At 70.9% G+C, this 13,674-nt stretch carries 8 protein-coding genes; 2 read left to right on the top strand and 6 right to left on the bottom strand.

The features are described 5' to 3' along the window. The 3 genes from D471_RS33950 to D471_RS0111335 all read right to left on the bottom strand — a co-directional run. Positions 1-1,661: TRAP transporter permease (locus tag D471_RS33950; RefSeq protein ID WP_040689242.1), on the bottom strand; the 1,661-nt coding region annotated here is incomplete at its 3' end. A 41-nt stretch (positions 1,662-1,702) separates the two neighbouring features. Further along, positions 1,703-2,239 (bottom strand): DUF1850 domain-containing protein, encoded by a 537-nt coding sequence (locus D471_RS33955; protein WP_086003011.1) that lies wholly within the window; start codon positions 2,237-2,239, stop codon positions 1,703-1,705. Beyond that, on the bottom strand, positions 2,239-3,279 hold the full coding sequence (locus D471_RS0111335; protein ID WP_017598725.1) for a TAXI family TRAP transporter solute-binding subunit: 1,041 nt from the start codon (positions 3,277-3,279) through the stop codon (positions 2,239-2,241). Before D471_RS0111335 ends, D471_RS33955 begins: the two co-directional genes overlap by 1 nt. Before the next feature lie 310 nt (positions 3,280-3,589). Between D471_RS0111335 and D471_RS0111340 the strand changes: the two genes are divergently transcribed. Beyond that, positions 3,590-5,887 carry a S9 family peptidase gene (locus D471_RS0111340; RefSeq protein ID WP_017598726.1) on the top strand — a complete coding sequence of 766 codons (2,298 nt, stop codon included), beginning with the start codon at positions 3,590-3,592 and terminating at the stop codon, positions 5,885-5,887. 264 nt (positions 5,888-6,151) lie between these two features. Here the strand turns inward: D471_RS0111340 and recX are convergent, their stop codons facing one another. The 3 genes from recX to D471_RS0111355 all read right to left on the bottom strand — a co-directional run bounded on the left by recX (position 6,152) and on the right by D471_RS0111355 (position 10,641). Continuing rightward, positions 6,152-6,730: a recombination regulator RecX gene (gene recX, locus D471_RS0111345; RefSeq protein ID WP_017598727.1), complete on the bottom strand. Its 579-nt coding sequence runs from the start codon at positions 6,728-6,730 to the stop codon at positions 6,152-6,154. Continuing rightward, positions 6,723-10,319: an intein-containing recombinase RecA gene (gene recA, locus D471_RS0111350; RefSeq protein ID WP_017598728.1), complete on the bottom strand. Its 3,597-nt coding sequence runs from the start codon at positions 10,317-10,319 to the stop codon at positions 6,723-6,725. The genes recX and recA overlap by 8 nt, the downstream gene beginning before the upstream one ends. A gap of 127 nt (positions 10,320-10,446) precedes the next feature. After that, positions 10,447-10,641 carry a DUF3046 domain-containing protein gene (locus tag D471_RS0111355; RefSeq protein ID WP_017598729.1) on the bottom strand — a complete coding sequence of 65 codons (195 nt, stop codon included), beginning with the start codon at positions 10,639-10,641 and terminating at the stop codon, positions 10,447-10,449. A gap of 161 nt (positions 10,642-10,802) precedes the next feature. Here D471_RS0111355 and D471_RS0111360 point away from each other — a divergent pair. Continuing rightward, the coding region (locus D471_RS0111360; RefSeq protein ID WP_017598730.1) for a DEAD/DEAH box helicase at positions 10,803-13,674 on the top strand (2,872 nt) is incomplete at its 3' end.

The following is a 13,674-nucleotide window of genomic DNA, read 5'->3' on the forward strand; positions in this document are numbered from 1 at the left end:
CCCCCGATGCCCAGGCGCTTGGCGTCGAAGTGGACGACCACGTACTGGGAGACGAAGAACATCACCGCGGGGATCGCGGCCGCCGTCAGGATCTGCTGGTAGGTGGCGCCGGTGAACTCGATCATGATGAACGCGCCCGCGCCCATGATCGGCGGCATGATCTGGCCGCCCGTGGACGACGCGGCCTCGACGGCGCCCGCGTACTCGGGCTTGTAGCCGGACTTCTTCATCATGGGGATGGTGAACGCGCCGTTGGAGACGGTGTTGGCCACCGAGCTGCCCGTGATCGTCCCGGAGAAGGCGCTGGTGACGATACCGACCTTGGCGGTGCCGCCGACCGACGAGCCCGTCGCGCCCAGCGCCAGGTCGGTGAAGAACCGCTCCATGCCCGTGCGCTGGAGCATCGCCGCGAAGATCATGAACAGGAAGATGAACGTCGCCGAGATGCCGAGCGGCGTGCCGAACACGCCCTCCGTGCCCACGTACAGGTTGGTGACGATCTGGTCGACGCTGGAGCCGCGGTGCCGCAGGAAACCGGGCATCGACTGGCCGAAGTAGGCGAAGGCGATCATCGCGCCCGCCAGCACCACCAGCGCCGGGCCCAGCACCCGGGAGGCCGCCACGAGGATGAGCAGCAGGCCGATCGTCCCCACCGTCACGTAGGTCGGGTTGTAGATGCCGACCGACCGGGTGATCTCCTCGTAGTTGACGAACATGTACAGACCGGCGAACAGACCGAGCCCGGCCAGTACGACATCGAACAGCGGCATCCCCCACAGGTTCAGGGGGATGTGGCGCGCGGCCTGGACCACGACCAGGACCACGAGCGCCGGACCGAGCACGTTCCACTCCGCGACCCCGGCCAGCCACATGTAGACCAGGGCCACCGCCCCGACCGTGGTCAGCCCCCAGCGGGTGACCACCGGCCACAGCCAGACCGGGAACGACGAGGGGAACCTCAGGAGCGCCACCGCCGCGGCCACGGCGACCACGACGAGGACCAGGCCGAGGATCGGCAGGAAGAAGAAGCCGCCGCCGGACTCACTGGTGACCAGGTCCAGGGCGATCAGTGCGGTGCCGACCAGCAGCGTCCACCCCGCCCAACGCTGGGCGCGGGAGGGGTCCGCACCCGTGCGCGTGCGCCACAGGAACACGCCGACCGCACCGAACAGGGCGACCGCGACCAGCGCGAACACCCACTGCGGCAGGTACAGGTACATACTCGTGTCGGCGCCGGAGAACACCCCGACACCGATGTAGCCCGACAACAGCACGCCGAAGGCCATCGACGCGCCGTAGAAGGGGCCGTGCGGACCCTCGTGGCGCGGCTTGACCGGGTAGAGGAGGAACACCAGGCCGAGGCCGAGGGCGAGGTGGAAGGAGCGCTGCTGGAGGGGAGGCAGCGTCTGGGTGAACGCGGTCCACAGGTGGAAGACGGCCAGGGCCAGGGCGACGGCGAACACCCCCCACCGCCACACCGCGCGAAGGTCCGCACGTACGCCCTCGACCCCCGTGTCCTCGGTGAAGTCGTGCTTCTCCAGAGCCTCGAGATCCCTCTCGAGCTCCTCCAGCGCCCGGGGGTCGGGCACACCGCCGGCGGAGGTCCCGCCCGCGGTCGCTGCGGCACCGGCGTCACCGGCGCCCTTGGGGTCGGTCGTCATCACCCTCATCCTCGTCATCGGTGGGGGACACCCCACGGCGTTCACATGGCGCGCACACCCGGATGGGTCTGCACGAACAACTCAACCCTCGCACGGGGGGCCACAAGGTCCAGAAGTCGGATCTCCCGGCCCCCCAGGGTCAGCCGGTGGTCGACGTCGGGCGTGCCCACGACCATCCGCACCGTGCCGAGCGGACGCCCGTGGTGCTCGACGCGGTACCCCCCGTCCTCCCGCACGAAGGTCGAGGTCACCCCGTCGACCGTCTCCGGCCCCGAGGGGAGGTTGGCCCCGTGGGCGTCGGCGCGGAGCTCCTCCATCGCCAACCCGGCGGACGGGGAGACGGAGTAGACCTCATGCACCGGGCGGCGGTGGACGGAGTGCGTGTGGCTGAGCTCGATCCGGTCCCCGACCTCGACCGGGACGCTGAGGACGGGCTCCTCCCGGCCGTACACGCGGACGGCGAACCAGGCCGTTCCCGTGTCCGTGGAACCGGTCAGGGCCAGCGCGCACCCCAGCAGGACCGTCACAAGCGCAGGGCCGCCCGGAATCCACCGGGCGGCCCTGTGCGACGCGGTCATCAGTCGAGCAGTCCCTGCTCCTGGTAGTACCGCTCGGCGCCGGGGTGCAGCTCCATGGAGCCCAGACCGTCGATCGCGGTGTCCAGGAGGATCTGGCCGCCGACGTCGTGGCCGATGTTGCCCGCCTCCTCGTACATGACGCGCACGAGGTCGTAGGCGAGCTGCTCGTCCAGGCCCGCGGTGGTGTACAGGGTCGCCCACTGGGTCAGGGTGACCACGTCCTCGTCCTGACCGTTGTAGGTGCCGCCCTCGATGGTCAGCGGGCTGTAGCTCGGGTCGGCCTCCATGAGGCCCTCGGCCTCGTCGCCGTCGATCGGCAGGAGCCGGACGTCGTTGCTCGCGGACACCTGGACGATGCCCGAGGCGGGCACCGACAGGATGCCGAAGGCGGCGTCGGCCTGGCCGTCGCCGAGCGCGGTGGCGGCGTCCCCGAAGGTGCTGTCGTAGGCGTTGATGTCCTCGTCCGGGTCCAGGCCGTAGGCCTCCAGGATCTGGCGGGCGGCGACCTCGGTACCGCTGCCGGGCGGGCCGATCTCGACGTTCATGCCCTCGAGGTCGGCGATCGACTCGATGTCGGAGTCGGCGCTGACCACGACCTGCATGACCTCGGGGTAGATGTTGCCCAGCGCGCGGATGTCGTCAGGGCTGCCGAGCGGCTGGTCGGCGAACGGGCCCTCACTCGCCTGGGCCTGCATGGCCACACCGTTGACCGCCATGATCAGCTGGCTCTGGTCGGCCGCGGTGCCCGCGTCGTCCTCGGTCTCGCCCTCCAGGGAGCGCAGGTTCTGCACCGAGGCGCCGGTGGCGAAGGTGCTCACGTCGACACCATCGATGTTGTCCGTCCACTGCTGCGCGATCTCGCCGCCGAGCGGATAGTAGGTACCACCGGTGGATCCCGTCGCGAGTAGGAGATCTGTGATCTCCGAATCCTCACCGCCGGGGCCTTCGACGTCCTCGGGGGCCGCGCAGGCCGACAGGGCGACCACACCGGCCGCGGCGATCGCCACGGAGGCCCGGATAGTCCCGCGTCCCTTGCTCATCGCTGGCTTCCTCTCTAGCAGTGTGGGTGACGACGGGGCCTCGGCCGCGCACGGTGTTCCACCGCCGTTCCCTCGACCATTCATCACCAGGTGATATCCGCGAAAGCATAGAACGGCACGCCGATCCCCGCCGTGTCGCGGTAGTCACGAATAGAGAACGATACTCAGCGGTCGAACACGCCTTCATCGCGTCACACACCACGACCAGGAATAATCCGCTCGGGCACGATCTGATCTCCCGAATGGGACCCGTGAGGACTAAGGTCGACATGTCATCTGTTTTCCATTCACGATCCTTCCTGAGCGGGACATGTCTGAACTGTCGAGCCCCCACGGCTCCTGGCCCTCGCCCATCAGCGCCGGTGACGTCGCCCGAGGCGTACACCGGATGTCCTTTCCCTCCGTCGTCGGCGACGAGATCTGGTGGGAGGAGGAGCGCCCGGAGGAGGGCGGCCGCTCCACCGTCATGCGCCGCGACGCCGACGGCACCGTCACCGAACTCCTGCGCGCACCCTGGGGCGCCGGTACACGGGTGCACGAGTACGGGGGACGCTCCTACCTGCCGGTGCCCCGGCGCGACGACAAGGCCCTCACCCGGATGGGCATCGTCTTCGCCAACGCCGAGGACCAGCGGCTCTACCTCCTCGAACGCGACTCCGCCACGCCCACTCCCCTGACTCCCGAGCCCGACCGGCCCGCCGCCCTGCGCTACGCCGACCCGGCCCTGAGCGCCGACGGCAAGCAGGTCCTGTGCGTGCGCGAGGAGCACGTGGACGGCGGGGTGCGCCGCTCCGTCGTGGCCGTGCCGCTGTCCGGCCGGGGCGCGGGCGACCCGGCGGCGGTGCGCGAGCTGGCCGCCGGCGCCGACTTCTACGCCTCGCCCGTGCCCTCCCCCAACGGACAGCGCCTGGCCTACGTGCGCTGGAACCACCCCCGGATGCCGTGGGACGGCACCGAACTGCGGGTCGGCCGACTGGACGGCGCCGGACTGTCCGGGGAGGTCACCCTCAAGGGCGGGGTCGACGAGTCGGTCCTCTCCCCCACGTGGGTGGACGAGGACACGCTGTACCTGGCCTCGGACTGGCCCGGGTTCTGGAACCTCTACCAGGCGGGCGTGACCGGGCAGGCGATGGCGCTCTACCCGGCCGAGGAGGAGTTCCACGCCCCGCCCGGGCGCCTGGGCCACCGCTCCTTCGCGGTACTCGACTCGGGGAGGGTGGTGGTCCTGCACGGGAACGCCGACCTGGCACCCGGCGTGTACGACCCCGACACCCTGGAACTGACCCCGGTCGCCACCGAGTTCACGTCGTGGTCGCAGGTGGACTCCGACGGGCACGGCGTGGTCGCGATCGCCGCGTCCGCCGCACGGCCCCAGTGCCTGGTACGCCTGCACCCGGAGTCCGGCCGGGTGGAGGTGCTCCGCGAGTCGTTGGCCCTCCCGTCACCCTCCACCGCCCAGGGGCCGCTTCGCGGAGGGGTGGGACACCCTCAACAGACGCCTACGGCGCGGCACTCCCTGCCCGACCCCGCCTACCTGCCCGACCCCGAGCACGTGACGCTGCCCGGACGCTACGGGTCGCCGGTCCACGCGAACGTGTACCGGCCGACCCACCCGACGGCCTCCGCGGAGGAGCCCGCGCCGTTCGTGGTGTGGGTGCACGGCGGCCCGGTCTCACACGCCTCACACGAACTGGACCTGACCAAGGCCTACTTCACGAGCCGCGGCATCGGCGTGGTGGACGTCAACCACGGAGGATCCACCGGGTACGGCCGCTCCTACCGCAAACGCGTCCACAAGGAGTGGGGTGTGGTCGACGTCGAGGACGCGGCGGCGGCCGCACGCGCCCTCGTCGACCGGGGAGTGGCCGACCCGAAGCGACTGGCGATCCGGGGACCGAGCGCGGGCGGATTCACCGCGCTGCTGTCACTGACCGGGGACACGTTCGCGTGCGGGGTGTCCTACTTCGGGGTCGCCGACCTCCTGGGCCTGGTCGAGACCACGCACGACTTCGAGTCGCGGTTCCTGGACTCGCTCGTGGGGACCCTGCCCGGGTTCGTGGAGACCTACCGGGAGCGGTCGCCGATCAACCGGATCGGGGACATCGACGTGCCGGTCCTCCTCCTTCAGGGCACCGACGACCGGGTGGTCACCCCGGACCAGGCGTTCGCCATGGCCACGGCCCTGGGGAACCGGGGCGTGCCGTACGCGCTGCTGGAGTTCGAGGGCGAGGCGCACGGGTTCCGCGCGGCGGCCTCGCGCGTGCGCGCCCTGGAGGCGGAACTGGCCTTCTACGCGCGGGTGTTCGGCTTCGAGCCGGACGTCGCACCGCTGACCCTGGCGACCGCGCCGCCCGCGCCCCGCCCGGAACCGGAGGCGACGGAGGACGCGGAGGCCTCCGGCGACGTCACGGACGCCGGGGACGCCGGCGGGGCCGACGCGGCGGCGGAGGACGCGGGAGACGGAGCGAAGAACGCGGTGGAAGGCCCGGAGACCGAGGGCACCGGGAACGCGGGGACCGGGGCGGCTCCGGCCGCCGCGAGCGACCGGATCGAGGAAGGGAGCGCCTCCTCATCGGTGGCTACCGACGACGGCGGGACCGCCGACTGAGGCTTGTCCACAGACAGGGGCGCACTCTGGCGGGACGAGCGGACCGCGCCTAGGCTCGAATTCGGGGGAGCTGCTCCACCGCTCGGCGCGTGACGCGCCCCCGAATCGAGTATCCCCCGGAAACGCGCCGATCCGCCGGACGACTTTCACCCTGTGGACGGCCACGACACGGCCAGCGCTCCGGCCGCCTCAGCACGCGGGACCGGTCGGGACGCGGCACGGCCGCGACGGTGCACGGCACCGGTCGGATCGGGGACCGGGGTGTCAGAGGTCGGGAGCCTCCAGGTCGACCTCGACGCCCTCGCGTTCGAGCTCCTCCCGCACCACCCGGTAGGCCAGCCCGGACGAGTACCCCTTGCGGGCGAGCGCCCCCAGCGCGCGGCGGATCCGGGTGTCCCGGTCCTTGCCCCGGGACATGGCCAGACGCCGGCGGGCGAGGTCGCGGGCGGCCGCCACCTCGTCCTCGTCGGACAGGTGGTCGACGGCGTCGCGCACGGTGTCCTCAGCCACGCCTCGGGTGCGCAGTTCGCGGGCGAGCGCCCGTCGGGACAGGCCCCGGCTGTGGTGGCGGGAGGACACCCAGGCGTTCGCGAAGGCGGCGTCGTCGATGAGTCCGGCGTCGCCGAACGCACCGAGCACGGACTCGACGACCTCATCGGGGAACTCCCGGCGCAGCAGGGCCCGCTCCAGCTGGGCGCGGGTGCGCGGGGAATGGGTGAGCATACGCAGGCACAGGGCCCGCGCCCTGGCCTCGGGATCCTCCCCGGACGGGCGGGACCCGCCCGGGGAGGTCTCGTCCTCGGGTGACGCGGAACGGTCCTCGGACCGGCGCCGGTCACGCATCGGGGGCTGTGGGCGCCTTGGTGGTCTTGGCCGGAGCGCGCTTGGTCGGAGCCTTGGCGGGGGCCTCCTTCACGGGAGCCTCCTTGGCCGGAGCGTCCTTCGCCGCGGCCTCCTTGGCCGGTGCGTCGGAGTCGGAACCGGAGGCGCTGTCGTCGCCCGCGCCGGGCACGCCCAGCTTCTCCTTGATCTTCTTCTCGATCTCGTTGGCCACGTCGACGTTCTCGCGCATGAACCGGCGGGCGTTCTCCTTGCCCTGGCCCAGCTGGGTGCCCTCGTAGGTGTACCAGGCACCGGACTTGCGCACGATGCCGTGCTCCACGCCCAGGTCGATGAGGCTGCCCTCGCGGGAGACACCCACGCCGTACAGGATGTCGAACTCGGCCTGTTTGAACGGCGGCGCGACCTTGTTCTTCACGACCTTGACGCGGGTGCGGTTACCGACCGCATCGGTGCCGTCCTTGAGGGTCTCGATGCGCCGGACGTCCAGGCGGACCGAGGCGTAGAACTTCAGCGCCTTACCACCGGTGGTGGTCTCGGGGCTGTTGTGCACCATGACGCCGTCGACGAAGTAGTTGTGGTTCCCCTCCACCTCGATGTCGAACTTGCGCATACTGCGCGTCTCCGGCTTGACGTGGATATCCAGGATCGGGGACGCCACCAGTCGTTCCACCGGCTCGGTGAGTTCCGGCACCACCTGGCACTGCCCCTGGAAACGCGGCAGCAGCTTGTAGCTCATGGACTCGTGCACGTAGGGCGCCACCAGTTCCTGGAACTTGGCGCTGGCCGCCGTGGTGAACTGGATGGAGTACTTGCCCGCGCTCCCCCTGGCGACGAGCTTGGCGTCGAGACCGTAGGTGTCACGCAGGTGTTCGGTGAGTCGGTCTCGCGTACCGGGGCTCATGGCCTCGACGCAGATCTCGATCCGCCCGCTGCCGCCCTCGGTCCGGGCCTGGACGCCCTTGGAGCGCGTGGTGAAGCAGCCGTCATCCATGTACCAGACGGCGAGAGCCAGCGGGGTGAGCCGTTTGAGGTACTCCCAGCTCAGGTGCTTCTTACCGTCTCCGAAGTAGACCGCCTCCCGGAGCTCGGCCAGCTCCGGCAGCGGGGTGAAGTCGGCGAAGACCGCGCCCTTGTCGTTGGTCGTCCGTGAGCAGCCGATGTTGCCCAGGAGCGAGACCTTCCAGTCCAGGTAGTCGGCCTGAGCGACACCGTGCCCCATCCTGAAGCGGGTACCATCCCGGTCCCGGGTGTTCGGGGAGAGACTGCCGTCCCCCATCACCGACCCGAGGACGACCTGGCGCTGCTGCTCGCTCAGGTAGTGGGTCTGCGCGGTGAGCACCCGATCGCCCGGGAGCAACTCACCCGCCTCGCGCCAACCGCCCGGGGTACGGATGAGGTGGTTCGGGGTCGCCGCGAACTGCGAGCGCCCGTTCTTCCCCGACCGGGCGACGGTGAACTGGAGGAAGTGGTCGGCCACACCGTTGTCGAACCAGTTGACGACCTTGCGGGGAACGACCTCGTCCCGCTCGGGGTCGTAGGAGAGGACCTCGACGTCCATCTTCTGGTTGACGATCTCGCCGATCTTCTCCTGCGTCCCGTCGGCGAGGGTGACCCTGGTCCCGTACTGCATGCAGCCGAACATCACACCCACCTTCTCGCGAAGCTGGTTGATGAAGATGGCGGTGGTGCCGGTCTGGTGCAGCGCACCGGCGATCTTGCGCAGCGCCTGGGACATCAGCCGGGCCTGGAGGCCGACGTGGCTGTCGCCCATCTCCCCCTCGATCTCCGCGCGGGGCACCAGGGCGGCCACGGAGTCGACGACGATGATGGAGACCGCGCCGGAGCGGATCAGCATGTCGACGATCTCCAGCGCCTGCTCACCGGTGTCCGGCTGCGACAGCAGGAGGTTGTCGGTGTCCACGCCGATCTTCTTGGCGTAGGTGGGGTCGAGCGCGTGCTCGGCGTCGACGAAGGCGGCGATCCCGCCAGCCTTCTGCGCGTTGGCCACCGCGTGCAGGGCGACGGTCGTGTTGTGCGAGACGATCCCGTTGGCCAGGAAGCTGTGTGTCTCCGGAAGCATGATGTCGAAGGTCGGCTGATTTCCGCCGTCCTCGATCACGGTGATCGGTTCGTAGGTGTAGGGCGCGACAGCCAGTTCCTCAAGGTGGCTGAGGATCACTTCGCCGGACGCGGAAAGACGCTGTTCGCGGCTCCTGGCCCACTCGATGATGTCGACCAACCGGTTCCGGCTGCACGAGGGAGCGGTCTCACCGCGGAAGAGGTCGCCCGCCACACGGTCGAAGTCACGGTCGCCGCCGAGACTGTCACGGAGGCTGCTGATCAGTCCCGTGATGTGCGGGATGTTCTCGAACTGGGGGCTCCGACCGGAGAGGCGGAAGTTCTTCTCCACCTGGGCAGCGCGCCGACGGGAACGGAAGCCGACCTCGCTGAGGAACCTGTGGGCCACGGAGGGGTTGACCGCGACCGTCCAGTAGTGGCGCTCATAGGTGGTGTTGAACTTGCGGTACAGCGAGGCGGGAACGCCCAGCCCGTAGAGAAGGATCTGCACGTCGCGAGCCAACTGCTCGGAGGCGGTGCCCAGACCGATGGTGGAACTGTCGTCGATCCAGCCGTCGCCCTCGTAGAGCGCGGAGAGGAAGGCGCGCTGGATCTTGTCGCCGCCGGTCCGCACCACATGGGGAACCCGCTTTCCGGCGGAGTTGACGTAGTCGAGCCCGTACCGGTCCGCGACCTCCTCGCGAAGCTGGACGCCGGGCAGCACGTACTCCCGGCAGTTGTTGCCCTCGTACACCTTGGCCTCGGTGTCGAAGAGCCACCTGGCGATGGAGGTGAACTCCTGACCGACCTCGTCGTCGCCGTTGGTGAAGCGAACCGAGGTAGTGGAGCCGAGCGTGCCCTCCGCGACCAGGTAACCCAGGAAGACGGCCTCGTCCTCGCTCAGTCCGCTGCCCTCGGCGGCCTCGTTGGCTCCGAAGCGGGCGGAGACGAGCGTGTCGCCCTCCTTCAGCTTCCCCGCCTTGCGCCAGACGACGAAACCTTCCTCGTTCACGACCCGGAGCGGGTGGTTGTGGGTGACCGTGACACGACGGCCGGACTCGGTGGTGATCCGCAGGACCGGCTTGCGGTTGTTGTGGGTCAGTGCGGCGACCGTTTCCAGCTCACCCCGCTCGTTGACCACACGGATGCCCTGGTCGCGCACGTCCGTGACACGACTGGCGCAGGTGGCGGACTGTCCGGCGCGCTCGAAGAGTTCGGCGATGGTCTCCATGCCCCGGTCCGTCCACACGTAGGTGTCGGCGGTGAGGCACTTACCGCTCGACTCCGGGCCGTACACCTCCACGATCCGACCCTTGGGGATGCCCCCGATGCCGAGCGCGACGTCGAGCGCGATCGCCCCGGTGGGGATCGACTCGATCGGCGGGCGGTCGTCGTCACCCAGACGCATGACGGAGCCCTTGCCGAACTGCCGCTCGATCTGCGCGAGCGCTGTTTCGAGAGCCTTGTCTCGGTCTCCAGATGCCACGGGGTACCCCTGTTGGGTCGATGCCTTCTTCTTCATGATGCGCACGACGCTACGCGGTCGGTACGACAATCGCGACGTCCGACGTTCGTCTGTGGACAACCCACACTACCCGAACCTCTGTTCGATTGTTCGAACGACCGGGGAGAACCTTCGAAACCTCCTCCGGACGGTGTCAGCGGACGGAGAGGGGGAGGTCGAACGCGTCGCAGACGGCACGCCACACGTCCTTGGCGCCCACCCCGTCGGCCAGCGCCTGCCGGACCGTCCGCGAACCGAGCCCCTCGATGACGTAGTCCTTGGCCAGGCTCTCCGCGTAGGCCTCGCCGAACTGCTCGTGCATGTTCTGCCAGAAAACCGTGAGTCTCATCGGTCCCAGTATCGGCGATCGGCGCGTCCTTCGCTCCCCTTCCGGGAGAACGTCCGCACCAAGAGGTAGAACCGCGGCCGGAGGCCGTCCGTTGAGGGCGTCCCACCCCTCCGCGGAGCGTCCCTGGGCGGTGGAGGGCGACGGGCGGGCACACTGACCCCATGAGCCACGCGCCACACCCCCTGGACCGCTTCGCGCCCGCGACACGGGAGTGGTTCGAGCGAGCCTTCCCCGGGGGCCCCACCCCGGCCCAGTCCCAGGCCTGGTCCACGATCGCCGAGGACCGCGACGTGCTCGTGGTGGCCCCCACCGGGTCCGGAAAGACCCTGTCGGCGTTCCTGTGGTCCCTCGACCGGCTGACCTGCGCACCGCCGCCCCAGGACCGCTCCCGGCGCTGCCGCGTGCTGTACGTCTCCCCCCTCAAGGCCCTGGCCGTGGACGTCGAACGCAACCTGCGCGTCCCGCTCGCCGGGATCTCGGAACGGGCCGAGGCGGCGGGCGTCCCGGTCACACCGGTCACCGTCGGCGTGCGCACCGGGGACACCCCCGCCGACGAGCGCCGCCGCATGGCCACCCGTCCGCCGGACGTGCTCATCACCACGCCGGAGTCGCTGTTCCTCGTGCTCACCTCGCGCGCCCGCGAGGGGCTGGCCGGGGTGGAGACCGTCATCGTCGACGAGGTGCACGCCCTGGCGGGCACCAAACGCGGCGCCCACCTCGCGTTGAGCCTGGAGCGGCTGGACGCGCTCTTGGACCGGCCCGCGCGGCGCATCGGACTGTCGGCCACCGTACGGCCGCCCGAACTGGTCGCGGAGTTCCTCGGCGGGGCGGCGGTCGTCTCCCCGCCGGACACCCCGCACATGGACCTGGGCGTGGTCGTGCCGGTCCGCGACATGGACGAACCCGGACCCGCGCCGACAGCCGAGGCCACCGGACCCGCGCACGGATCGATGTGGCCGCACGTGGAACGGCGGGTGCTGGACCTGGTCGAACGGCACACGTCCACGATCGTGTTCACCAACGGCCGCCGCACGGCGGAGCGGTTGTGCGCCCGACTCAACGACCTGTACGCGCAGCGCTCCGGCGCGCGGCTGCCGCCGGAGGAGGTCCCCGCCCTGCTCATCGCCCAGTCGGGGAGGTCCCAAGGCGCGGAGCCGATGGTGGCGCGGACCCACCACGGTTCGATGTCCAAGGCCGAGCGCGCCCTGGTCGAGGACGAGCTGAAGTCGGGCCGTCTGCCCTGTGTGGTGGCCACCTCCAGTCTGGAGCTGGGGGTGGACATGGGCGCCGTCGACCTGGTGGTGCAGGTGGCCGCTCCCCCGTCGGTGGCCAGCGGTCTGCAACGGGTGGGCCGGGCGGGGCACCGGGTCGGGGAGGTCTCGCGCGGGGTGTTCCTGCCCCAGCACCGGGGTGATCTGCTGGCGTCGGCGGTCGTGGCCGAACGGATGCGCGCGGGCGGGATCGAACCGCTGGAGATGCCGCGCGACCCGCTCGACGTGCTCGCCCAGCAGATCGTGGCCATGGTCGCGATGGACGACTGGCCGTTGGCCGGCCTCGCGTCCCTGGTCCGCCGCGCGGCCCCGTTCGCGGACCTCACGGACTCGATACTGGAGTCGGTGCTGGACATGTTGTCCGGCCGCTACCCCTCGGACGAGTTCGCGGAGCTGCGGCCGCGTGTGGTCTGGGACCGGGAGGCGGACGTCCTGCGGGCCCGTCCGGGCGCCCAGCGGCTGGCCGTCATCAGCGGCGGCACGATCCCCGACCGTGGGCTGTACACCGTTCACCTGTCGGACGCGCCGTCGGGGTCGCGCGCCCCCACCCGGGTGGGCGAGCTGGACGAGGAGATGGTGTACGAGTCGCGGGTGGGCGACGTGTTCGTGCTGGGGTCGTCGTCCTGGCGGATCGACGCGATCACGGCCGACCGGGTGCTGGTCAGTCCGGCGCCGGGGCGCCCGGGGCGGATGCCGTTCTGGAAGGCGGACGCGGTGGGCCGCCCGGCGGAACTGGGCCGGGCGGTCGGCGAGCTGGCCCGGGAGCTGGCGGCGGCCGACCGCGCGGGGGCGTTGGAGCGGGCCGCGGCGGCGGGGCTCGACGACTGGGCGGCGGAGAACCTGGTGGCGTACGTGGCCGAACAGCGGGAGGCCACGGGGCAGGTGCCCGACGACCGGACGGTGGTCCTGGAGCACTTCCGTGACCAGGTGGGCGACTGGCGGGGGGGGGTGCACTCGCCGCTGGGCGCGCGGGTGCACGCGCCGTGGGCCCTGGCGATCGGTCAGCGGCTCCGGGAGGAGCTGGGGCTCGACGCGCAGGTCGTCCACGGGGACGACGGGATCGTGGTGCGTCTGCCGAACGTGGAGCACGAGTCCTCGGTGTTCGCGCGTGACCTCGGTGGGTTGGTGGCGCTCGATCCCGATGGCGTGGAGGCGCTGGTCACCGAGGCGCTGACCGGTTCGGCCCTGTTCGCGGCGCGGTTCCGGGAATGTGCGGCGCGCGCCCTGCTGCTGCCCCGGCAGCGCCCTGACCGGCGGATGCCGTTGTGGCAGCAGCGGCTGCGGTCGGCGCACCTGTTGTCGGTGGCGGGGCGGTACGCGTCGTTCCCGATCGTCCTGGAGGCGGCGCGTGAGTGTCTGCGCGACGTGTTCGACGTGCCCGCGCTCGTCGCGTTGTTGACCGATATCCGCGCGCGGCGGGTGCGGGTGGTGGAGGTGCGCACCGAGCTGCCGTCGCCGTTCGCGCGGTCGCTGTTGATGGAGTACACGGCGGCGTTCCTGTACGAGGGCGACGCCCCCGCGGCGGAGTCGCGCGCGCGGGCGCTCACGCTGGACCCGTCCCTGCTGGCCGATCTGCTCGGCCGGGCGGACCTGCGGGAGCTGCTGGACCCGCGCGTGGTGGAGGAGGTCGACGCGCGGTTGCAACGGCTGTCCTCCCCGGTCGGGGATGCGGAGGGGGCGGCGGACCTGCTGCGTGAGGTGGGTCCGCTGACCACGTCGGAGGCCGCCGAGCGGGGTGTGGCGGAGGACTGGCTGGGGGGGG

It is taken from the genome of Nocardiopsis lucentensis DSM 44048 (genome assembly GCF_000341125.1).
Classification (GTDB): Bacteria; Actinomycetota; Actinomycetes; order Streptosporangiales; family Streptosporangiaceae; genus Nocardiopsis; species Nocardiopsis lucentensis.

Coding starts and splice junctions, on each gene's coding strand:
- D471_RS33955 (WP_086003011.1), bottom strand. CDS start 2,239: ATGACCGCGTCGCACAGGGCCGCCCGGTGGATTCCGGGCGGCCCTGCG.
- D471_RS0111335 (WP_017598725.1), bottom strand. CDS start 3,279: ATGAGCAAGGGACGCGGGACTATCCGGGCCTCCGTGGCGATCGCCGCG.
- D471_RS0111340 (WP_017598726.1), top strand. CDS start 3,590: ATGTCTGAACTGTCGAGCCCCCACGGCTCCTGGCCCTCGCCCATCAGC.
- recX (WP_017598727.1), bottom strand. CDS start 6,730: ATGCGTGACCGGCGCCGGTCCGAGGACCGTTCCGCGTCACCCGAGGAC.
- D471_RS0111355 (WP_017598729.1), bottom strand. CDS start 10,641: ATGAGACTCACGGTTTTCTGGCAGAACATGCACGAGCAGTTCGGCGAG.